The sequence below is a fragment of the Microbacterium sp. UMB0228 genome (assembly GCF_002871415.1).
Classification (GTDB): Bacteria; Actinomycetota; Actinomycetes; order Actinomycetales; family Microbacteriaceae; genus Microbacterium.
In genome coordinates, this window is sequence record NZ_PNFU01000003.1 from 103,963 (window position 1) to 125,244 (window position 21,282).

The window sequence follows — 21,282 nt, forward strand, 5'->3', positions numbered from 1 at the left end:
TGACCTCGGTGTACTCCGCATCGATCCCCGGGGCCTCCGGCGGCGCCCCGGGCGGCGGTGGCGGGTTGGTCATGTCGTCCATCGGCACGACGACGCCGAGCTCGAAGGTCTTCGATGCCGGGGGAGCGACGATCTCGACCGGGTCGGCGCCGCCGAGGAACCGCGCCACCTCGTCGATCGGGCGGACGGTCGCCGAGAGGCCGATGCGCTGCGCCGCGGTCTCCGCCCCGTGGGACCGGCGGAGGGCATCGAGGCGCTCCAGGCTCACCGCGAGGTGCGCGCCGCGCTTGGTGGCGGCGACCGCGTGCACCTCGTCGATGATGACCGTGTGCACGTCGCGCAGGGTGTCGCCGGCCCGGCTCGTGAGCATGAGGTACAGCGACTCGGGCGTCGTGATGAGGATGTCGGGCGGATCGGACACGAGCTTGCGGCGATCGCTCGACGTGGTGTCACCGGAGCGGACGCCCACCGTGATGCCGGGGGCGGTGAGACCGAGTCGCCGCGCGGACTGCCCGATGCCGATGAGGGGCGAGCGCAGGTTGCGCTCTACGTCGACGCCGAGGGCCTTGAGCGGGGAGATGTACAGGATCCGCGTGCGGGACCCGTCCTTCTTCGGCTCCTCCGGGAGGTCGGCACGCTCGCGGAACACGCTGTCGATGGCCCAGAGGAACGCCGACAGGGTCTTGCCGGAACCCGTCGGGGCGACGACGAGGGCGTGCTTGCCGGCGGAGATCGCCTCCCACGCGCCCGCCTGTGCCGGCGTGGGTGCGGTGAAGGCACCCCGGAACCAGTCCTGTGTGGCCGGGGTGAAGCGGTCGAGCACGTCGCTCATGCCTCCATCATTCCCGACCCCACCGACATCCGGCCCGGACCTTGACACCCGGCTGCCCCACTCGCACGACCCGGGTCCGCCCGCACGACGGAACCACGGTTCCGGTCGTGCGGGCGGACCCAGGTCGTGCAGACGGAACGACGGAAGATGTCACCCGACCTCCCGCAACCCGCCGTCGGCATCGATCTCCAGGGTGAGGTCGAGGTCGAGCCGGGCGAGGAAGGCGTCGTCGTGACTCACGACGAGCACCGCCCCGCGGTACGCCCGCAGCGCCTCGACGAGCTGGTCGACCGTGTCGAGGTCGAGGTTGTTCGTCGGCTCGTCGAGGACGACGAGGTGGGGAGCCGGATCCGTGAGGAGCAGCCGGGCCAGGGCGACCCGGAACCTCTCCCCGCCGGAGAGCGCCGACACCCGGCGGTCGGTCGTCCCGCCCCGGATGAGGAACCGGGCGAGCCGGTTGCGGAGCTCCTTCTCCGGGACCTGGGGCGCCGCGGCGGCCACGTTCTCGAACACGGACAGGCCCTCGTCCAGACCGTCCACCCGCTGCGGCAGGTAGCCGATCCGGTCGGTGAGCGCCTCCGCCCGGAGCTCCGGCCGCTCCCGCGCCTCGTCTCCGGAGTCGGGCGCGGCACCGGAGACCAACCGCTCCAGCAGCGTCGTCTTGCCGGCGCCGTTGCGGCCGATGAGGGCCACGCGCTCGGGACCCTGGATCACCCACGACCGCTCCGGTCCGCCGAGCTCGGCGAGCCGCCGGCTCCGCGACACGTCGGGGTCCGGCAGCTCGATCTTCATCGAGGCGTCGGAGCGGACCCGTCGCCCCGCGGCATCGTGTGCCGCGCGGGCCGCGTCCTCCTTCGCGCCGACCTCGGTGCGCAGCCTCCCCGCGGACACCTCGGCGGCCATCTTCCGACCGTGCGCGACGATCTTCGGGACGCGCTTCTCGACCTCGGCCTTCTTGGCGGTCCGGGCCCGGTGGGCGAGCTTGACCTCGGCCTCGATCCGCTGCCGCTTCTCCTTGCGGAGCACCTGGGCGGCGGCGACCTCGGCCTGCTTCGCCGCGTCCTGCTCCGCGTCCAGCCAGGCGCGCCACTCGGAGTAGGGGCCGCCGAACACGGAGAGGTTCCGTCCATACAGCTCGGCGGTGTCGTCCATGAGCTCGAGCAGAGCGAGGTCGTGGCTCACGACGATGAGCGTGCCCTTCCACGACTGCACCATCGCGGCGAGGGCCGCCCTGGCGTCGCGGTCGAGGTTGTTGGTCGGCTCGTCGAGGAGGGTGATGGGAGCCCGCCGCAGCCGGATGCCGGCGATCGCGACGAGCACGGCCTCCCCTCCGGACAGCTCACCGACCGTGCGGTCGAGGAAGGCGGGGGCGAGCCCGGCCTCCGCGAGGGAGGCCTCCGCCCGCGCCTCGATGTCCCAGTCGTCGCCGACCGCGTCGAAGTGCGCGGGGTCGACGTCACCGGCGGTGATGGCCCGCACGGCATCGAGGGCGGCCGTCACCCCGAGGAGGTCGGACACCCGGCGGTCCACGTCGAGCGTGAGCTGCTGGGGGAGGAAGGCGACCTCGCCCGAGGTGCTGAGCGTCCCGGAGGTGGGGGCGAGCTCCCCGGCGATCAGCCGGAGCAGCGTGGACTTGCCGGCGCCGTTGCGGCCGACCAGTCCCGTGCGCCCCGCGCCGAAGGCTCCGGATACGCCGTCGAGGGCGACCGTGCCGTCGGGCCAGGTGAGGGAGAGGCGGTCGAGGACGACGGCGGCGTGCGAGGAAGAGGGCTGTGACATGGGGTGTCTCCTGTCGAGTGCGAGGGTGCACTGACACCGAGCCCTTCGGACCGTGGAGTCACGGAAGCGGAGGAGGGCGTCTGCCGGGGAGTCGGCGATCGTCGGGTCAGCGCGCGAGAAGAGGGGCGCGGAGGCGACGATTCAGATCAAAGGACTTCCAGACACGGCGGACAGGACGCCACGACGATACCCGGGCGTGTCGCGCCGCGCAACTCCCGGGCGTGTCGCCGGTCCGTCGCGCGGAGGATGCGGGGCCGCGCGACGCCTCGTACCGTGGAGGCATGGCAGACGATCGGAACCCCAGTCCCGACGAGATGCGCGCACGGACAGGGCTCGGCATCGGTCTCGCGGTGGGCGTGGCCATCGGCGTCTCGATGGGGATGGCGCTGGGCAACTGGATCCTCGGCATCGGGATCGGTCTCGCGATCGGCGTCGCCCTGTCCGTGGCCTTCCGGGGTTCCGCGGGCGGCAGGGGAGACGCGGCGGAGGGCGATGTCGATGACCCGGACTCCGCTGACGGCGTTCAGGACGGCCGGGACCCCTCCGCCTGATCCGCGCCGATCCCCTCGACCCAGGTCGTGAGGAACCGGTGCACGTCGCCGAGCTCCTCCTCGGAGATGCTGTGGGTCAGTCCGCTGTAGACGCGACCGGACAGGGACGTGTGCGCGGGGAGCCATTGCGCCGTGTGGGCGATCAGCGGCGCGGGGATGACGTCGTCGTGGGAACCGCGGCCCCAGAACACCGGGGGGCTGACTTCCGCGAGGTGCGCATCGCCGGGGAGGGCGTCCGGGGCGGCGTAGCCGCTCAGCGCGACGACCGCGCCGAAGCGTTCGGGGGCCAGCCGCAGGGCCTGGAGTGACACCGCGGCGCCCTGAGAGAACCCGAGCAGCGCCACCGACGGCGCGTCCGCCGCGGCGTCGTCGAGCCAGCGCAGGAACGCCTCCGCCGCGAGGGTGACGGCGGTGGAGCTGCGTCCGTCGAGCCCCTCGATCGGGTACCAGGAGCGACCGGGGGTCGGCCACGGCGGGGTCAGCGGTGCGGCGACCGAGGCCACGGCGACGCCGGCGGGGAGATACGGGACGAGGCCGAAGAGGTCGTGCTCATCGGCGCCGTACCCGTGCAGCAGCACGAGCAGCGGGAGCCCGGCGCGGTCGGTGTGCGACCAACGCGTCGCCGCATCGTCGATCGTCAGGTTCTCGGTCACACCGTCATCCTGCCAGGGCTCGCGCCGGTGCTGCCATCGACGAGGACGGCTGGTAGAAAGGAGGCATGGCGGTGCGCACACCCGATCCGGAGCCGGAGCCCGAAGACGAGGGCCTCGGTTCGTTCCGCGATGCGAACCCGCCGGTGCCGGATGCGAACCCCGGCTGGCTGAGCGACGTCGAGCTGGAAGAGGCGCGGCGCCACCTTCCGATGCTCTACGTCGAGGCGATCCCCGTGCGCACCGACGGCTCCGGTCAGGTCACCGAGATCGGCGTGCTGCTGCGGTCCACCCCGCTCGGCGAGATCACACGCACGATCGTGTCGGGCCGCGTGCGCTTCGGCGAGACGATCCGCGACGCGCTGTTCCGCCACGTCGAGAACGACCTCGGGCCGATGGCCTTCCCGCTCCTGCCGCCGCAGCCGCTGCCGTTCACGGTGGCCGAGTACTTCCCGATCCCGGGGGTGAGCGCGTATCACGACGATCGTCAGCACGCGGTCTCCCTCGCCTTCGTGGTGCCTGTGACCGGGACGTGCGAGCCGCGCCAGGACGCCCTCGAGGTGACGTGGTTCTCGCCCGAGGCGGCCGCCTCCGACGCCGTCGCCGCCGAGATGGAGGGCGGCCGCGGCACCCTCATCCGGCACGCGCTCGCCAGCCTCGGCCTCCTCCGCTGACCTGGTTCCTTGCCGCCGAGACCCCGGCTTGCCGCCCAGACCCCGGCGTACGCCCGCGCGGAGCCCGGGGTCTCGACGCGAACCCGGGGTCTCGGGACTAGGGGCGGGTGAGTCGGGCGAGGGCGTCGACGAAGGCGTCGACGTCGGACTCCTCGGTGTCGAAGCCGCACATCCAGCGCACCTCGCGGCGGGCGGCGTCCCAGTCGTAGAAGCGGAAAACGTCACGGAGCTGATCGGCGACGCCCTCGGGCAGGGTCGCGAACACGCCGTTCGCCTGCGTCGGCTGCGTGAACTCCACCCCGACGATCGATCCGTCGGCGAGACCGTCCTCGATCCGCGCGCGGAGCCGGGCCGCCATGGCGTTGGCGTGCCGGGCGTTGCGCAGCCACAGGTCGCCGTCGAGCAGGGCGATGAGCTGTGCCGAGACGAAGCGCATCTTCGACGAGAGCTGCATGTTGAACTTGCGTGCGTAGTTGAGGCCCACGGCGGCGTCCGGGTTCAGCACGACGATGGCCTCGCCGAGCATGGCGCCGTTCTTCGTGCCGCCGAAGGTCAGCACGTCCACCCCGGCGTCGGTCGTGAACGCCCGCAGCGGCAGATCGAGGGCGGCGGCCGCGTTCGACAGGCGCGCGCCGTCGACGTGCAGCTTCATGCCGCGCGCGTGGACGTGATCCGCGATCGTGCGGATCTCCTCCGCGGTGTACAGCGTGCCGAGCTCGGTGGACTGCGTGATCGAGACCACGAGCGGCTGTGCCCGGTGCTCGTCGCCCCAGCCCCAGGCCTCGCGGTCGATGAGCTCGGGGGTGAGCTTGCCGTCGTCGGTGGGGACGGTGAGGAGCTTGAAGCCGCCGATCTTCTCCGGCGCTCCGCCCTCGTCGACGTTGATGTGCGCGGTCGAGGCCGCGATCACGGCACCCCAGCGCGGCAGCATCGACTGCAGACCGGTGACGTTCGCCCCGGTGCCGTTGAACACCGGGTACGCGGCGGCGGTTTCGCCGAAGTGCGCCTGGAACACCTCCTGCAGGCGGGCCGTGTAGGCGTCCTCGCCGTAGGCCACCTGATGGCCCCCGTTCGCGGCCGCGAGGGCCGCCAGGACCTCGGGGTGGATGCCGGAGTAGTTGTCACTGGCGAAGCCCCGGATGGCGGGGTCGTGCGGGATGCTCACCGGACAAGCCTAATCGCCTTCCCCTACCGGATGTCCGAGGCCCGCTCTACCCTCGAACCCATGGAACGCAGCGCGGCGAAGACCGCTTTCGCGAACGTCCTCGTCAATACGTTGATCGCCAACGTCACGACGAGCTTCCTGTGGTTCGCCCTCACCTTCTGGGTCTACATCGAGACCCGGTCGGTGCTGGCCACGGGCATCATCGGCGGTGCCTACATGCTGTTCGTCGCGTTCTTCGCGATGGTGTTCGGCACCATCGTCGACCGTCATCGCAAGCACCACGTCATGCTCCTGTCGAGCGTGATCTCGGCAGCGGCGTTCCTCGTCGCGGGCGTCCTCTACCTGTGGCAGCCCGAGGCGTCCCTGCTCGACCTCGGCGGACCGTGGTTCTGGCTGTTCTCCGGCGTCATCCTGTTCGGCGGGGTGATCGAGCAGCTCCGCAACATCGCGCTGTCCACCACGGTGACGCTGCTGGTGCCGGAGGAGAAGCGCGCCAACGCCAACGGTCTCGTCGGCACGGTGCAGGGGCTCGCCTTCCTCGTCACGAGCGTCTTCTCCGGCCTCTCCATCGGCTTCCTCGGTATGGGCTGGACCCTGGGGATCGCGATCGTGGCGATGGCCCTCACCTTCGCCCACCTGCTGTTCATCCGGATCCCGGAGTCCGAGCCCGAGGTCGATCCGGAGGCGAAGAGCGCCGTCGACTTCCGCGGCAGCGTCCAGGCCATCCGCCAGGCTCCCGGGCTGTTCGCGCTCATCGTCTTCTCGACCTTCAACAACCTCATCGGCGGCGTCTACATGGCGCTCATGGATCCGTACGGGCTCACGCTTTTCGACGCGCAGATGTGGGGGTTCGCCCTGGCCTTCGCGTCGACCGGATTCCTGATCGGCGGGGGACTGGTGGCCAAGTTCGGCCTCGGCAGGAAGCCCGTGCGCACGATGCTGCTCATCGTGATCGCGATGGGACTCCTCGGGGCGATCTTCATGCTGCGCGAATGGTGGCCGCTGTACGTCCTCGGCATGTGGGTGTACATGGCGCTCGTGCCGCCCGTCGAGGCCGCGGAGCAGACCGTTATCCAGAAGGTCGTCCCGTTCGCGCGCCAGGGACGGGTGTTCGGTACCGCGGCCGCGATGGAGGCGGCGGCGGCCCCGATCACCGCGTTCCTCATCGCCCCGATCGCCGAGTTCCTCGTGATCCCGTACATGGACAGCGCGCAGGGACAGCGCCAGTGGGGGTGGCTCCTCGGGGAAGGTGAGGCGCGCGGGATCGCGCTCATCTGCCTCTTCGCGGGTCTGATCATGGTGGTCGCCGCGACCCTGGCCTTCTTCACCCGGTCGTATCGCACGCTCACCGAGCTGTACGCGACCGCCCCGGATTCAGCTCCCGACGAGGCTCCGGAACAGGCTGCCGACGGTGCACACGAAGCGACCGGCGAACCGGACACGTTCCGCGACGCCCCGCCGATCGTCCCCGGCATACCGCCCGAGTCCCGGTGACGATCCGAGCCCCGGTGGCGGTTCGAGGAGCGGGTTTCAGCCCAGGTCGAGCACCCGGTCGTTGAGGTCCGCGGCGTCGGTGTCCCAGAGCCCGACGAGACGCGCCGCGAGAGCATCGGGGTCGAGGGCCTTGGCGCGGAACACGACAGCAGCGGCCCGCAGCGGTTCGTCGGCCTCGCGCGCCGCCTTGGCGTACCCCTGAGCGACGGCGCGGGTCCACGCTTCGCTCGCCGCCTTGACCGCTGCATAGTTCGCTCCGCCGGCGAGGGGGCGTGCGACGGCGGTCGACGACACGATCGCGAATCGTCCGGCGGTGGAGGCGCGGAGGGGGCCGTCGAAGGCGCGGCTCGTCGCCCGCACCGCCTCCAGCGCCGGCAGCAGCGCCGCGAAGTCGTCGTCGGTCTGCCCGGCGAGTCCGCCGCCGCCCCGCCAGCCGCCCACGAGGGGCACGACCGCATCGACCGTCTCGAGCCGATCGGCGAGCGTCGTCATCTCGGCGAGGGAGGTCGCATCGGCGAGCTCTGTCTCGGCGCCCGCCTCGGCCAGCGGACGCAGTCGCTCGTCCGTGCGGCTGGTGGCGATCACCCGGGCACCGGCATCGCGCAGTGCTCGCGTCGCCGCGAGTCCCGCCGCGCTCGTTGCCCCCGCCAGCACGACCACGCGGCCCCGTGCTCCCTGGCTCGTCGGCGTCGTCATGCGGTGTCCTCTCGGTCGGAGATGCCTCTGCGGCCGGACCCGGGATCCGGGTCTCCGGCCGCAGAGGGGGTGCGCCCCAGCGTCACAATGAAGCGATGCGGATCAGTCGTCCGTACCGCGGATGCCGACCGTCGACTCGATGACCGGCTTCATCTTCTTGTCGAGCGTCTCGAAGAACATCGACAGCGGGAACTCGTCGTCCAGGACCGCGTCGGTGTAGCCCTTCGGAGCCCCGGCGAGGATCTCGTCCGACAGTCCGCGCGCCCACTGCGATGCGGGGTGCGGGGTCAGCGTGCCGCGGACCAGGTCGTACGCGGCGAGCCAGTGCGCGACCTTCGGGCGGTCGATCGAGTGCCAGTACAGGTCGTCGATCGCGTCACCGAGGGCCACCACGGCGTCCGGCACGTTCTCCCAGTCGAAGGCGAGCGCCGTGTCGGTCCAGTGCAGCACGCCGCGCTGGTGCAGCCACGCGAACAGGAGCTGACCGCCGACCGCGTCGTAGTTGCGCACACGGGTGCCGGTGATGGCGAAGCGGAAGATGCGGTCGAAGATCACGGCGTACTGCACGAGGTGCGCGTACTCGTGCATCTCCCGCTCGGTCTCCGTGAGCTCCTCGCCCGCGGCGACCCGGGCGTCCAGCGCCCGCTCGATCTTCACCGACTCGCGGAACGCCGTCATGTCGCAACGCATCTCCTCCAGCGAGTAGAGGAAGAACGGCATCCGCTGCTTGATCATGAACGGGTCGAAGGGCAGGTCTCCGCGCATGTGGGTGCGGTCGTGGATGATGTCCCACATCACGAAGGTCTTCTCGGCGACCTCCTGATCCTCCAGCATCGCCGCCGCACGCTCGGGGAGGTCGAGGTTGGTGATCTCCGAGGCCGCACGGACCACGCGGCGGTAGCGGGCGGCCTCACGGTCCTGGAAGATCGCGCCCCAGGTGAAGGTCGGGATCTCGCGCATGGCGACGGTCTCCGGGAAGAGCACCGCGGAATTCGTGTCGTACCCAGGGGTGAAGTCCACGAGGCGCAGCGAGACGAAGAGCTTGTTGCCGTAGTCGCCCGCCTCGAGTGCGGCGATGAACTCCGGCCAGATGGTCTCGACGATGAGCGCCTCGACCAGGCGGTCGCTGGAGCCGTTCTGCGTGTACATCGGGAAGACCACGAGGTGGCGGATGCCGTCGACGCGGTGCTGCTGCGGCTGGAACGCCACGAGCGAGTCGAGGAAGTCCGGCACGCCGAAGCCCTCGGAGGCCCAGCGCTCGAAGTCGGCGACGGAGGCGGCGAGGTAGTCCGCGTCGTGCGGGAAGGCGGGGGCGAGGGCCCGGATCGCGGCGGTGATCTGCCCGACGAGTGCGGTGGCCTGGTCCTGGGTCGCTGCGCTCGTCGAAGCGCCAGGGATCGAGCCGTCCTTGATCTGCAGCTCACGGAGGGCGATCGCGGCCTGCTTGAGCTGCGCCCAGGCGGCGGAGTCCTCCGCGATCGACGCATCCTCGACGACCTCGGGTTCGCCGACGACGGCCTGAACAGCGGAACTGTTGGCGGAAACGAGGGACATCGGAACCTCCGATCGCAGTGAAAAACGGAAAGATTCCGGTGATAACGGAATCCTGACGATAATCTTACAGCCATGGATGATTCTGTCGACCGTGCGATCCTGGCGACCATCTCCCGCGACGGCCGGGCGACGCTGTCGCAGCTCTCCGACGCCGTCGGGCTGTCGGTATCGGCGGTGCAGTCCCGGCTGCGGCGCCTTGAGACTCGCGGTGTCATCACCGGCTACCGCGCGATCCTCGACCCCGAGCAGGCGGGTACGCCGTTGTCCGCCTTCATCGAGATCACGCCGCTCGATCCGGCCCAGCCCGACAACGCCCCCGAGCTCCTGGAGCACCTCGACGCGATCGAGGCCTGCCACTCCATCGCCGGTGACGCGAGCTACATGTTGTTCGTCCGCGTGCCGACGCCGCGCGACCTGGAGCAGCTCGTCCGCGACGTCCGGCTCGCGGCGAACGTCAGTACCCGCACGACCGTGGTCCTGCAGACGTACTACGAGCACCGGCCCATCATCCCGGTCGCGACCACCGACTAAGGCGGGCTGCGTGGGATCATCGTCTCGACGTTCCTCGACGAGGACGGAGAGCGGAGAGCACCATGTCCTTCCAGGCGTACCTCGACAGGGTCGAGACCCAGACCGGCCTCACGCCGCGGCAGTTCATCGAACTCGCTCACGAGCAGGGGTTCGACGAGACCACGAAGTCCACCGTCGTCCTGAACTGGCTCAAGCAGGAGTATGGCCTCGGCCATGGCCACGCGCAGGCGATGGTCCACGTCATCCTCAAGGGGCCGAAGATCAGCGACAAGCACGTCGGCACGGCCGGGGCGCACGCCGATAAGACCGCCGAGCTCTGGCTCGACGGCAAGGACAGCAACCCGCACCGCTGAGTTCGCCGTCTTGCCGCGACGACTAGGATTCCGTGGGTGGCAGCATCCTCCCAGCGCAAGAAGAAGTCCGGTCGGCGCACCCCGCCGCGCACCAGCGGCAACCCGGCCAAGCGGCCGGTCGTCGAGGCGGGTCCCGTGACGATCGGCGACTGGATCGGCGCGGCTCGTCTGCGCACGCTGCCCCTCGCGATCGCCCCCGTCGTCATCGGCACGGGAGCCGCGCGCAGCACCGGGCCGGAGTTCCACTGGGTGATCGCGCTCGCGTGTCTCGCTGTGGCGGTGCTGCTGCAGATCGGCGTGAACTTCACCAACGACTACAGCGACGGCATCCGCGGCACCGACGCCCACCGGGTCGGCCCGGCGCGGCTCACGGCCTCCGGGCGGGTGAAGCCGCGCACGGTGCTCGTCATCGGACTCGTGTTCTTCGCGCTCGCCGCGGCGGTCGGTATCGCGATCGTCGTGCGGACCGGGCAGTGGTGGATGCTCGCCGTGGGCGCGGCCTGCATCGTCGCCGCCTGGTTCTACACGGGGGGCAAGAGGCCCTACGGGTACTACGGCCTCGGCGAGGTCTTCGTCTTCGTGTTCTTCGGACTCGTCGCCACTCTCGGCACCACCTGGGTGCAGGTCTTCATGCTCCCGCAGCAAGCCTGGCTGGGAGCGATCGCCGCCGGACTGTTCGCCTGCGCCGTGCTCCTGGCCAACAACCTCCGCGACATCGATCAGGACCGCGAGGTCGGCAAGCGCACGCTGACGGTCCTCATCGGCCGCCGCGCCACGCAGGTCCTCTTCACGCTCTTCGTGCTCGTGCCGTTCGGCATCGCCGTGTTCCTCGCGTTGCTGTTCCCGATCGCCTGGCTCGCGCTGCTCGCCCTCCTCGCCGGCCTCCCCGCGATCGTGATCGTGTGGACCTACCGGCAGCCGCGGGAACTGGTCATCGCCCTCGCCCTGACGTCGCTGACCTCGCTGCTCTACGCCGGCGCCCTGTTCTGGGCCTTCGTCGGCTGACCTGCTCGCCGTCTCTCGCGCCTCGCCGGGCACAGCTTCGGAGCTCGCGACCGACACGCCGTCGTCTGGGACCTATCCTCGGCGCGCCGTGCGGTCGCTCCGAAGTCGTGCCCGGCGACCCGGGCGCAGGGACCGAGATGCCGGTCGAACCTATGGTTTGGCCGAGAGTTTTGAGACCCGGTCCAACAATCGGACCGCTCCCGGATCCCCGAAGTCGTGCGCGCGGGACAGCGTCAGGGGCGATCGTCGGGGGCGCCGTCGACGAGCTCGTCTTCGGCCGCGGCGTCGGCCTGCCGGCCGGAGACCTTGCCCTGCCGACGCTCATACAGGCGGGCGGACGCGTCGGAGAGCGGGGTGCGGAGGAACAGCATCGAGATGCTCGCGCCGATGAGGGCCGCGAAGATCGCCGCCAGCCACCAGAACTCGCGGAAGATCGGGAAGAAGAACCACAGGATGGCCAGCGGGACGAGGAACGCCAGCAGGCGCAGCACGGTGTAGACGAGGAGGGGGGCGGGCTTCTTCACCCGTTCAGTCTACGTTCGCCGCTCCGTGCTCCCGCTGTGACGCCGGAGTCCGAGGCTCGCGAAGGGGATGCCCCGCACGACGCGCCGCCACGGGTGTTCCCCCAGGGTCCACAGCAGTTCGTCGTCCGGATCGAGCGCGAGGTCTTCGCAGCCGACGGGCAGGGGGACCGGATGCCGCGTGAGGGCTGCCTGCCGGCCGGACCACAGCACCCCGGGGCGCAGGTGGTCGGACTGCGACACGAAGTAGCGGTCGCCCCACCGCACGGCTCCCTGCATGTGGGGGATGCCGGGCGTGAAGCGCTCGACTTCGGCGAAGGCGCCGTCGGGGCCTTCCGGGATCGTGAACTCGCCGATCGCCCCGGTCTTCTGACCCCGGTACTCCCCGATGAGCACGCGGGGGAGCGGCGTCCCGTCCGCGTCGAACACCCGACCGAGGAAGGAGCACCGCAGGGCGACCGGGTGGCGACGGGTCCGCACCGCGACCACCGCCGTCCGGCGGTCCCGGCGTCCGTGCCCGCCGCGCGCCCGCTGTGCCTCCTCGCCGTGTACCCGGCGGAGCGCCCCGAGGTCGAACTCCCAGATGCCCTGCCCCGTCGCCGCCGCGAACAGGCGGTCGCCGAACCAGGCGAGACCGCCCGCATGGATGGGCGCGGGCTGCAGGACGCCGTCGTCATCGGTGAGGGCCAGCACGATGTCGAGGCGGCGGGCGCGCGCTCGATCCACGAGGACGACCCGCGAGGCGAGGTGGCGACCGGTGCGATCCTGGCGGAACCAGCTCACCGCGAGGGCGCGCCGTCCGCGGCGCTCGCCGACGTCGATGCCCTGGGGGTACCAGCGCTGCGTCCACGAGCGGGCGGTGAGCCAGCGCAGCTCGATGCCGCCCTGCCGACGGCGCCGGCGCACCGGGCGCCACATCGTGTTCCACGGCCACCGCATCCCTCCATCGTCGCCGATCCGGAGAGTGGGTGCGAATTTTCACGGATTGACCTAGGTCGATTCGCACGATCGAATAGACGGTTGTATCGTGTTACGTGTTGAGTGCTGATCTTCATGGAGTCGCGCTCGACGACGCCTCGCGGTCCGCTGGTGGGGGCCAGTACCGCCGCGAGGTGGCCGTCGCCTCACGGTGGCGGTTCACCGGATGCTCGCATCCGGCAGTGCAACGCACTGGGGGTGTGGCTCGTTCGGGTGCGGGCCACACCTCAGCGTCCGCCTCGCGCCGTCACCGGGCGTTCACCGCACGGTCGCCCCGAGGACACCGTCGCCTGTCACGATGACGAGCCCATCGCCCACTCCGGGAGCTCCGTGCGCACGCCCCTCGTCACCGTCATCCTGCCTGCGAAGGACGCCGGCCCGTACATCGGCACCACCCTCGAGACGCTCACCCGACAGTTCGACGATCCGGCCGCTCTGAAGCTCGTGGCGATCGACGACGGCTCCCGCGACGAGACCGGCGCGCTCATGGCGCACTACGCAGAGCGGTTTCCGCACGCCCAGGTGCTGCGGAACGTCGAGCCGCGAGGGTTGGCGTCGGCACGCAATCAGGGGCTCGCGCACGTCGAGGGCGAAGCGTTCTGCTTCGTCGACGGAGACGACTGGATGCAGCCGCAGCGCCTCACGGTCCTCGCCGCGCGCCTGCGAGAGCTCCGGTGCGACTTCCTCCGGACGGATCATGTCACCGTCACCGGGATGCGCCGCGCGCTTGTCCGTGCTCCGCATCCGTGGCGCGAGCGGGTCGTGCCACCCCGTGAGGCGATCCTTCCGGTGGATGAGCCCAGCATGGTGGACTACCCGTTCGCCTGGGCGGGACTCCTGCACCGCCGGGTGCTCGACCGCGGACTCGCCGCGTTCCCCTCCGGCCTCTTCACAGCCGAGGACCGCCCGTGGATCTGGCGCCTGCATCTGGAAGCGGACTCCTTCGCCGTGGTGGACGCCCCGGCGCTGCTCTACCGCCGAGGCGTCGAGACGTCGCTCACCCAGGTGCACGACCGCCGACAGCTCGACTTCGCCCCGGCGCTGGCGGAAGTGATCGAGCTCGTCCGAGCGGACCGCGACGCCGACCGCTTCCTTCCGAAGGCGGTCTGGACCGCGCTCGCCCTCAGCGCGCATCACCTGGTGCGCTCGCGGCGCATGGCGCCGCCCGTGCGTCGCGAGATGCGGAGGCGGATCCGCGCGCTGCTGCACGACCTCCCGGAAGCGGAGGTCACCGCGGTGCTCGGCCGGCTCGACGGTCCGCGTCGTCGGGTGCTCGCGCGCAGCCTGCGCAGCGGAGGTCACGCGACATGACCCGCCTCTTCGCCCTGCACAGCGCCTATGGACTGGCGACCGCGGCCGCCGCGATCGATGCGGGCCTGCTCGACGCGGGCGCGGGCACCGACGGCGCTGCCGAGCGGGTGCTCGTGCCGTTCACCTCGTCGCGGGTCCCGGAGACGGTCGTCGGCATCGACACGGATCCCGCGCTGCGGTCCCTCCGCGGCCGATTCCATCGCGTGGAGCCGTTGGCCGACGTGTTGGGACCCCTGCATCCGAGCTCGTGGGAACCCGCGGATACCGACCTCCCGGTGCTGGGGCGGCTTCTCGCGCGAGCGTGGCGGCTCGACCCGCGGGAGATCGAGCTGTTCGTGCAGAGCCCCCAGGTCGCACCCGCTCGGACACTCCTCTCGCTGTTCCCGGAGGCACAGGTGACCATCGTCGGCGACGGCCTCATGACCTACGCGCCGATGCGGGTACGACTGCCGCACGCCGTCACGGCGCGGATCGGACGGGTCGTGTACGCCGACGTCGTCCCCGGCGTCCGTCCGCTGGTGGCGTCTCCGCACGCGGTAGCAGTCCCGGTGCCTCCAGAGCCCTTCGCGGCAGCGTTGCAGGAGACGGGGGAACCCGAAGGGTCGACCACCCCAGGATCGGCGACCGTGCTCGTGCTCGGACAGTACGTCGCGGCCCTCGGCCTGATGACTGCGGCCGAGGAGGTTGCGCTCCAGCGCCGCCTGGTCGACCGGGCGGCGGAAGAGCGCCCGGAGCGCATCGTCTTCAAGCCCCACCCCGCGGCACCGCCGCAGCTCGCCCACGCCGTGCGCGCGCATGCGGAGAGCCGCGGGCTGGCGTTCGTGGAGGAACGCGGCCGCCTGCCTGCCGAACTCCTGGCGGAGCGCCTCGACGCACGCGCCGTCGTGGCGACCTTCTCGACGGCTCTACCCACGGTCCGTACTCTGTTCGGACGGACGATCGGCGCCGCGGGCGCGACGGAGATGCTCCGCACCCTGACCCCGGTGGAGAACAGCAACCGCATCCCGCTGACGATCGTCGATGCGCTCACCCGGACGCGCTCGCCCTACGCCGACTCGGATCGGCTGCAGCTCCTCGTGGATGCGGTGGGCTACACGATGCAGCCGGAGATCGCGGGGCACCTTCGCGCCAGGGCGGAGCAGTTGCTCGACGGCCTCGACGAGGACGAACGTCGCCGCTACTTCGCCCCCGATCGGTTGGCTGCGCTCGCCCTTCCCGGGGGCTCGGCACCGCGCCGCGCGCGCGGCCTGCTGCGTCCACGCGGAGGCGTGGGGCGGATCGAGGAATGGCGGCTGACCGCTGTCGGGGCCCGACGCCGCGTGGGCCGTGCCTGGCGGGAGATCCGGGGACGATGAGGAGACACGACATGGACGAACGCGTGCGGCCGGCGGTGGCGATCATCCCCGCGCGGGGCGGGTCGAAGCAGATCCCGAGGAAGAACCTCGAGCGTGTGGGAGGGATTCCGCTCGTGGCCAGAGCCGTGCACGCCGCGCGGGCGGCGGCGTGCTTCGATCTCGTGGTCGTCTCGACCGACGACGACGAGATCGCCGCGGTGGCCGAGGAGGCGGGCGCAGGGGTGGTGCGGCGCCCGGCCGAGCTCTCCGGAGACACCGCGGCCTCGGAGGCGGCGCTCCTCCATGCGCTCGATGAGCTGGAGCGCGACGGCGAGCGCTTCGAGGTCGTCGCCTTCCTGCAGGCCACCTCGCCGTTCCTCCCGAGCGCAGCGCTGGCCGATGCCGTCGCCGATGTGCGGCAGGGAGAGGCCGACAGCGTCTTCTCCGCCGTCGAGACCTACGGCTTCCTCTGGCGCCGGGGGGCCGATGGCACCGCCGAGGCGATCAACCACGAGGCCGGCCACCGCCCTCGCCGCCAGGACCGCGAGTCGCACTACCTGGAGACCGGAGCCTTCTACGTCTTCCGGGCCGACGGGTTCCGCACCCACCGCCACCGCTTCTTCGGGCGGATCGGGATCGCCCCCGTGCCCGAGGAGACGGCGATCGAGATCGACGATGCCGCGCAGCTTCAGGCCGCCCGGGCCCTTGCTGTTCTTCATGAGAGCCCGGTGCGGATCCCCGCCCGCGCCGTGGTCACCGACTTCGACGGCGTGCATACCGACGACACGGCGATCCTCGACGCCGACGGCGGAGAACGGGTGCGGGTCAGCCGGGAGGACGGGATGGGTGTCGCGCTCCTGCGGCGGGCGGGGGTGCCGATGCTGATCCTCTCCACCGAGGTGAACCCCGTGGTGCGAGCCCGAGCCGACAAGCTTCGCGTCCCCGTCCTGCACGGGGTCGCCGACAAGGAGGCCGCGCTGCGGCAGTGGGCGCAGGAGCAGGATGTGGGCCTCGCCGACATCGCCTACCTCGGCAACGACGTCAACGATCTTCCCGCGATGCGGATCGTGGGGTGGCCGGTCGCCGTGGCGAACGCGCACCCTCAGGTGCGGGCGGAGGCACGGGTCGTGCTGGGGCGGCGAGGCGGCGACGGAGCGGTGCGGGAGCTCGTGGAGCGGGTGTTGTCGAGCTGACCGCCCCCGGTAACCGTCCGGTCCACGGACGTTCACCCGTGGCCCGTACTCAGGAAGGACGGGGTGAAAACCGCTCGACGACCGGAGGAATCATGACTGTCAGCATCGGATCGCACGTGATCGGCGGCGGCCGTCCCGCCTACGTCATCGCGGAGATCGGCCTCAACCACAACGGCGACGTCGACATCGCCAAACGCCTGATCGACGTCGCGGCCCGGGCCGGCGCGGACGCGGTGAAGTTCCAGAAGCGCACGCCCGAGATCTCCACGCCGGAGCACATGCGCGACGTGCCGCGGGAGACGCCGTGGGGCACCATGAGCTATCTCGACTACCGGCGTCGGGTGGAGTTCGGCCGGGACGAGTACGTCGAGATCGGCGACCACGCGACGATGCAGGGCCTGGACTGGTTCGCCTCGCCGTGGGACGTGCCGAGTGTCGCCTTCCTCGAAGACCTCAACGTCGTGGCGCACAAGGTGGCTTCGGCGAGTCTGACCGACACGGAGCTGCTCCTCGCACTGCGGGAGACCGGGAAGCCGGTCATCCTCTCGACGGGCATGTCCACCATGGCGCAGATCGACCGCGCGCTGGACACTCTCGGCACCGACCGGGTCGTCCTCATGCACGCGACCTCGACCTACCCGCTCGAGCCTGAGGAGGCGAACCTGCGGGTGATCGCGACCCTGCGGGACCGCTATCCGGGGATCCCGGTCGGCTACTCGGGACACGAGCGAGGCCTGCAGATCTCGCTCGCCGCGGTCGCGATGGGAGCCGTCGCCGTGGAGCGCCACATCACGCTGGACCGGACGATGTGGGGTTCCGACCACGCCGCGTCGCTGGAGCCCGGCGGCCTGGAGCACCTGGTCCGCGACATCCGGGTCATCGAGAGTGCAGTGGGCGACGGCGTCAAGCGCGTGTTCGACAGCGAGCGTGCGCCGATGGCGAAGCTCCGCCGCGTGCCGGCATGACCGCCGGCGCCGGGATGCGCGTCGTGGGCATCGCGGACGCCGACTCCTTCGTGAAGTGGGCGGCGTCGCTGCTGGGTTCCGTGCCCGACCTGCGGGCGCAGCTCCTGCTGGTGCGCACGCAGCTGACGGTGAGTGCGGCCCAGGAGCGCGCCGCGCTGGCGGGGACCGGGCTCAGCGCCGACGCGGTCACGCGGCTGGACTTCGACCGTGTGCGCGAATGGCTGGAGGCGCAGCGTCCGGACGTCGTGCTGCTCGCCGGCCGGGGACCGTTCGTCCGCCTCCTCGGCCGAGTCGTCGATGCGCTGCCGCATCGCCCCGTGACCGTCTCGGGGCTCCCCGGTATGGCGATCCCGGCCCAGCGCGGGGCGCTCGACTACCGCCGGCACTCCGACCTGCTGATCGTGCACTCGCACCGCGAGCGCCGTGCCTTCGCCGAGCTCGGCGCGCGCATCGGGGTGCGGACGCCGCTCGCTCTGGCGACCCTGCCCTTCGCGCGGGGGCGGGAGCGGTGGGGCGGCAGCCGACTCCGGGAATCCGCGGCGGCCGGAGGGCTCTCCGGGGGTGCGGGCGGCATCGCTCTGGCGGAACGTCCTGTCGGCGGAACACCCGGGGCGGTCCGTCGACCCGGGGCGACGGACGTCGTCTTCGCCGCGCAGGCCCTCGTGCCCCGACGGCCGGAGGAGCGCGCAGCGATCGCCGCCCTACTCGTGCGCGCCGCGGAGGCCGATCCGTCGCGCCGGGTGGTCGTGAAGTTGCGGTCCCGGCCGGGGGAGGCCGAGACCCACCTCGACCGCGATCCGTACACCCGTCTCTTCGCGGGGGGCCGCCCGGCGAATCTCGTGTTCTCGCACGCGCCGATGGCGACCGCTCTCGAGTCCGCCGCCGGTCTGGTCACGGTGAGCTCGACGGCGGCGGTCGAGGCGCTGGCCCACGGGGTTCCCGTGATCGCGCTCGACCGGTTCGGGGTGCACAAGAGCCTCCTCAACACGGTCTTCGTCGGCAGCGGTCTGCTGGGCGGCGCGGGCGAGGTCGTCGCCGGTCGATTCCGCCACCCGCACCCGTCCTGGCTCCGCGACAACTACTTCCACCCGGAGGCGGAGTCGGACTGGTGGGATCGGGTGCAGGAGCTCGTGGCGCTGCGTCGGGCCGGCGCTCTGCCGCATCGACGGGTGCCCGCAGCCCGGGGCGGGGTGTTTCACGAGGCCTGGCATCGCGCGAGCGTGCTCGGCCGCGCGGACCGCTCTCTCACCGGCGGCCTCGCGCTCGCCGCGGGCGTGCCCGTGACGCATGCGCTCTCGGCACTGCGTGCAAGCCGTCGTCGGACCGGCCAGGACACCTGGGCCGACCCGACGACGGACTACACGCTCGAACCGAACCCCTTCCAGGACTCGATCCGGCGCTGACCCGCGCTCAGACCGTGCGCCAGTCGTGGCTCTCGATCGCCGCGCCCGCCTGGGGCCCCATCTGCAGCATGCCGCCGTCGATCACGACCGAGGCCCCCGAGATGTAGGCGGCCTCCGGCGAGGCGAGGAACGCGATCAGGGCGGCGACCTCGCGGGCGTCGCCGGGGCGGCCGAGCGGGATGCCGGGGCGGTCCTCGGCGTGCGCGTCGGTGTCGGTCTGTCCGGTCATCGGGGTCGCGATCTCACCCGGAGCGACGCTCACGGCGCTGATCCCATACCGGCCGAGTTCCAGCGCGAGGTTCTTCATGAGTCCGCCGAGGCCATGCTTGGCGGTGTCGTACGCGCTCGCCCCCACCATCGGCTGGTGCTCGTGCACGCTGGTGACGGCGATGAGGCGTCCGCCGCGCCCCGCGGCGACCATCGACCGGGCCGCCCGCTGCAGGCAGACGAACGCGCCGGTGAGGTCGGTGTCGAGCACGCGGTTCCACTCCTCGAGCGTCACGTCGAGGAACGGGGTCTGGAGCCCGGCGCCCGCGTTGTTGACGAACACGTCGACGCCGCCGAGTTCCGCGATCAGCCCGTCGACCGCGTCGCCGCACGCGGGGATGTCGGAGACGTCGAGCTGCGTTAGCACCGCACGGGCGCCGTGGCTGCGCACCTCGTCCGCGGTCTCCTGGGCGCCGGCCTCGTCGCGGTGCCAGGTGATGCCCACGTCGATACCCGCCGCGGCCAGGGCGACGGCGGTCGCGCGACCGATCCCGGAGTCGGCACCGGTCACGATCGCGCGGCGGGCCTCGGCCTCCAGTCGCGCCTGCGGCTCTCCGGCCTCCGCCATCGGTGTCGGGGTCTTGTCGTTGTGCTGAGATTCGGACATGTCGGCCTCCTGCTCGGGCGTCATCGGTGCGAGCGACGGTACGGGGGCGGCGCGGCGCGGTCGAACCGGTTGACGGCGAGCGACGGCGACGCTAGCCATCCCCGTCATCCGGCGACTCATAGTGTTATCCCAGGCAACGGTCCTGGTGGGGATGATCACGGCCGGGTAACGTCATCCCCATCGCGGCGATCCGGGCGGTCCCGGGCCCCGGCTCATATCCGGAGGCGTTGCGGGTTCGACTCCCGCCGTCGCGTCCACTCGGTCCCATGCCCGGCCGCTCATCCCGGATGATGGAGGCATGCCTTCCGCCCCTCGCCCCGGACTCCGGGTCTCCGCGGGTCTGACGATCCCGGAGGCCGAGCTGTCCTGGCGGTTCTCCCGATCGTCGGGGCCCGGCGGCCAGGGCGTGAACACCACCGACTCCCGGGTCCAGCTGGTGTGGGATGCGGCGAACTCCGCGGCCCTGTCGTCGACGCAGCGCGACCGGATCCTGGAGCGGCTCCGCGGACGGCTGGTCGACGGCGTGCTGACGATCGCCGCGTCCGAGCACCGCGCGCAGCTGCGCAATCGGGAAGCGGCCAGGGAACGGCTCGCCGCGCTCGTCGCTGAGGCGATGCGTCCGCCGGCGCCGACCCGGCGAGCGACGAAGCCGAGTCGGGGATCGAAGGAGCGGCGGCTGACGGCGAAGCACCGCCGCACCGACGTCAAGAGCCTGCGGCGGCGCCCCCGCGAGGACTGACGTCCGTCGGCCGCTCGCCGCTGCGAGAGCCGGTGAGCCGCTCCTCGATCGGCGCCCAGCCGTGTTCGAGCAGGGCCGAGCCGGCGTCGAGCACCTCCTGCTGGTCGTCGCTCTCGGTAACGAGGATCTGCATCTGCAGGACGAACCGCGCGTACACCCGGACCTCGGGAGTGGGGGTCGGGATGCCGAGCTCGTCGGCGATGGCCGCGGCGAGCGCATCCTCATGGCGCAGCCACATCTTCGACGCGTAGTCGCGGAGCGCCGGAGTCTCGTTGAGAAAGCGCAGGAAGACGCGGGCCACGTCGTCGCCGTGCTCGTCGAGGTTGGCGCCGACCTCGGCCGCGTAGAAGTCGTGGATGGCCCGATTGATCGTCACGCCGGTCGGCCGGTCGCGCACCGCCGAGACGAGGCGATCGCGCTGCTCGTCGTCCTCGTCGAAGACGAGAGCCTCCTTCTGCGGGAAGTGGGCGAACACAGTGGTGGGGGAGACGTCGGCGGCGTCGGCGACCTCGCGGATGCTCACGTTGTCGAATCCGCGCTCCAAAAACATCCGGGTGGCCACGTCGGAGATGTTCTTGCGGGTCGCGGCCTTCTTGCGCTCGCGGCGGCCCGGGGGCGGGGGCGTCGTCATGCGGCCACCTTATCGCGCATCGGAACCGAAACTGTATTGACACCAAAAC

The 21,282-nt window shown here is 71.4% G+C and carries 22 protein-coding genes and 1 tRNA gene; 13 read left to right on the forward strand and 10 right to left on the reverse strand.

The features are described from left to right. The coding region (locus CJ226_RS07760; RefSeq protein WP_146008241.1) for a DEAD/DEAH box helicase at positions 1-832 on the reverse strand (832 nt) is incomplete at its 3' end. Between the two features lie 150 nt (positions 833-982). Then, entirely contained in the window at positions 983-2,611 is a 1,629-nt protein-coding gene (locus CJ226_RS07765; RefSeq protein ID WP_102208831.1) for an ABC-F family ATP-binding cassette domain-containing protein, read from the reverse strand. A 281-nt stretch (positions 2,612-2,892) separates the two neighbouring features. Here CJ226_RS07765 and CJ226_RS07770 point away from each other — a divergent pair, with 281 nt between their 5' ends. Further along, positions 2,893-3,162: a hypothetical protein gene (locus CJ226_RS07770; RefSeq protein WP_062632955.1), complete on the forward strand. Its 270-nt coding sequence runs from the start codon at positions 2,893-2,895 to the stop codon at positions 3,160-3,162. On the opposite strand, the gene CJ226_RS07775 is transcribed toward CJ226_RS07770, so the two are convergent. Beyond that, complete coding sequence (locus tag CJ226_RS07775) at positions 3,135-3,815, reverse strand: alpha/beta hydrolase (RefSeq protein WP_062632953.1); 681 nt, start codon at positions 3,813-3,815, stop codon at positions 3,135-3,137. The genes CJ226_RS07770 and CJ226_RS07775 overlap by 28 nt on opposite strands. 65 nt (positions 3,816-3,880) lie before the next feature. Here CJ226_RS07775 and CJ226_RS07780 point away from each other — a divergent pair, with 65 nt between their 5' ends. After that, positions 3,881-4,486: a DUF4916 domain-containing protein gene (locus CJ226_RS07780; RefSeq protein ID WP_025102462.1), complete on the forward strand. Its 606-nt coding sequence runs from the start codon at positions 3,881-3,883 to the stop codon at positions 4,484-4,486. Between the two features lie 97 nt (positions 4,487-4,583). On the opposite strand, the gene CJ226_RS07785 is transcribed toward CJ226_RS07780, so the two are convergent. Beyond that, positions 4,584-5,651, reverse strand: a complete 1,068-nt coding sequence (locus CJ226_RS07785) for a low specificity L-threonine aldolase (RefSeq protein WP_062632951.1) — start codon at positions 5,649-5,651, stop codon at positions 4,584-4,586. A 60-nt stretch (positions 5,652-5,711) separates the two neighbouring features. Between CJ226_RS07785 and CJ226_RS07790 the strand changes: the two genes are divergently transcribed. Then, entirely contained in the window at positions 5,712-7,145 is a 1,434-nt protein-coding gene (locus tag CJ226_RS07790; protein WP_102208832.1) for an MFS transporter, read from the forward strand. Positions 7,146-7,181: 36 nt separating this feature from the next. Here CJ226_RS07790 and CJ226_RS07795 read toward each other — a convergent pair whose 3' ends face one another. After that, entirely contained in the window at positions 7,182-7,841 is a 660-nt protein-coding gene (locus CJ226_RS07795) for an SDR family oxidoreductase (RefSeq protein WP_102208833.1), read from the reverse strand. A gap of 102 nt (positions 7,842-7,943) precedes the next feature. Then, on the reverse strand, positions 7,944-9,395 hold the full coding sequence (locus CJ226_RS07800) for a DUF6421 family protein (RefSeq protein WP_062632946.1): 1,452 nt from the start codon (positions 9,393-9,395) through the stop codon (positions 7,944-7,946). A gap of 72 nt (positions 9,396-9,467) precedes the next feature. Between CJ226_RS07800 and CJ226_RS07805 the strand changes: the two genes are divergently transcribed. From CJ226_RS07805 to CJ226_RS07815, 3 genes are all read left to right on the forward strand, one after another. Next, positions 9,468-9,926, forward strand: coding sequence for an Lrp/AsnC family transcriptional regulator (locus tag CJ226_RS07805; RefSeq protein WP_102208834.1), 459 nt, complete (start codon positions 9,468-9,470; stop codon positions 9,924-9,926). A gap of 62 nt (positions 9,927-9,988) precedes the next feature. Further along, entirely contained in the window at positions 9,989-10,279 is a 291-nt protein-coding gene (locus CJ226_RS07810) for a DUF4287 domain-containing protein (protein ID WP_102208835.1), read from the forward strand. A 36-nt stretch (positions 10,280-10,315) separates the two neighbouring features. Beyond that, positions 10,316-11,284 (forward strand): 1,4-dihydroxy-2-naphthoate polyprenyltransferase, encoded by a 969-nt coding sequence (locus CJ226_RS07815; RefSeq protein ID WP_102208836.1) that lies wholly within the window; start codon positions 10,316-10,318, stop codon positions 11,282-11,284. A gap of 233 nt (positions 11,285-11,517) precedes the next feature. On the opposite strand, the gene CJ226_RS07820 is transcribed toward CJ226_RS07815, so the two are convergent. After that, positions 11,518-11,808: a DUF4229 domain-containing protein gene (locus CJ226_RS07820; RefSeq protein ID WP_102208837.1), complete on the reverse strand. Its 291-nt coding sequence runs from the start codon at positions 11,806-11,808 to the stop codon at positions 11,518-11,520. 9 nt (positions 11,809-11,817) lie between these two features. Beyond that, positions 11,818-12,744, reverse strand: coding sequence for a hypothetical protein (locus tag CJ226_RS07825; RefSeq protein ID WP_102208838.1), 927 nt, complete (start codon positions 12,742-12,744; stop codon positions 11,818-11,820). Between the two features lie 369 nt (positions 12,745-13,113). Here CJ226_RS07825 and CJ226_RS07830 point away from each other — a divergent pair, with 369 nt between their 5' ends. The 5 genes from CJ226_RS07830 to CJ226_RS07850 all read left to right on the forward strand — a co-directional run bounded on the left by CJ226_RS07830 (position 13,114) and on the right by CJ226_RS07850 (position 18,989). Then, on the forward strand, positions 13,114-14,094 hold the full coding sequence (locus CJ226_RS07830) for a glycosyltransferase family 2 protein (protein ID WP_180964569.1): 981 nt from the start codon (positions 13,114-13,116) through the stop codon (positions 14,092-14,094). Continuing rightward, complete coding sequence (locus CJ226_RS07835; RefSeq protein ID WP_102208839.1) at positions 14,091-15,449, forward strand: polysialyltransferase family glycosyltransferase; 1,359 nt, start codon at positions 14,091-14,093, stop codon at positions 15,447-15,449. The genes CJ226_RS07830 and CJ226_RS07835 overlap by 4 nt, the downstream gene beginning before the upstream one ends. Before the next feature lie 11 nt (positions 15,450-15,460). Then, positions 15,461-16,621, forward strand: a complete 1,161-nt coding sequence (locus CJ226_RS07840; RefSeq protein ID WP_102208840.1) for an acylneuraminate cytidylyltransferase — start codon at positions 15,461-15,463, stop codon at positions 16,619-16,621. A 92-nt stretch (positions 16,622-16,713) separates the two neighbouring features. After that, positions 16,714-17,586, forward strand: a complete 873-nt coding sequence (locus CJ226_RS07845; RefSeq protein ID WP_062632928.1) for an N-acetylneuraminate synthase family protein — start codon at positions 16,714-16,716, stop codon at positions 17,584-17,586. Continuing rightward, entirely contained in the window at positions 17,583-18,989 is a 1,407-nt protein-coding gene (locus CJ226_RS07850; RefSeq protein ID WP_102208841.1) for a DUF6716 putative glycosyltransferase, read from the forward strand. Before CJ226_RS07845 ends, CJ226_RS07850 begins: the two co-directional genes overlap by 4 nt. A gap of 7 nt (positions 18,990-18,996) precedes the next feature. On the opposite strand, the gene CJ226_RS07855 is transcribed toward CJ226_RS07850, so the two are convergent. Next, the gene (locus tag CJ226_RS07855; RefSeq protein WP_102209123.1) at positions 18,997-19,824 is read right to left on the reverse strand and encodes an SDR family oxidoreductase; all 828 of its coding nucleotides are present in this window, start codon (positions 19,822-19,824) and stop codon (positions 18,997-18,999) included. Positions 19,825-20,044: 220 nt separating this feature from the next. Between CJ226_RS07855 and CJ226_RS18095 the strand changes: the two genes are divergently transcribed. Continuing rightward, a tRNA-Met gene (locus CJ226_RS18095) sits at positions 20,045-20,120 on the forward strand. Between the two features lie 41 nt (positions 20,121-20,161). After that, the gene (arfB, locus tag CJ226_RS07860) at positions 20,162-20,602 is read left to right on the forward strand and encodes an alternative ribosome rescue aminoacyl-tRNA hydrolase ArfB (protein WP_102208842.1); all 441 of its coding nucleotides are present in this window, start codon (positions 20,162-20,164) and stop codon (positions 20,600-20,602) included. On the opposite strand, the gene CJ226_RS07865 is transcribed toward arfB, so the two are convergent. Then, entirely contained in the window at positions 20,568-21,233 is a 666-nt protein-coding gene (locus CJ226_RS07865) for a TetR/AcrR family transcriptional regulator (protein WP_102208843.1), read from the reverse strand. The genes arfB and CJ226_RS07865 overlap by 35 nt on opposite strands. Between the last annotated feature and the right edge of the window lie 49 nt (positions 21,234-21,282).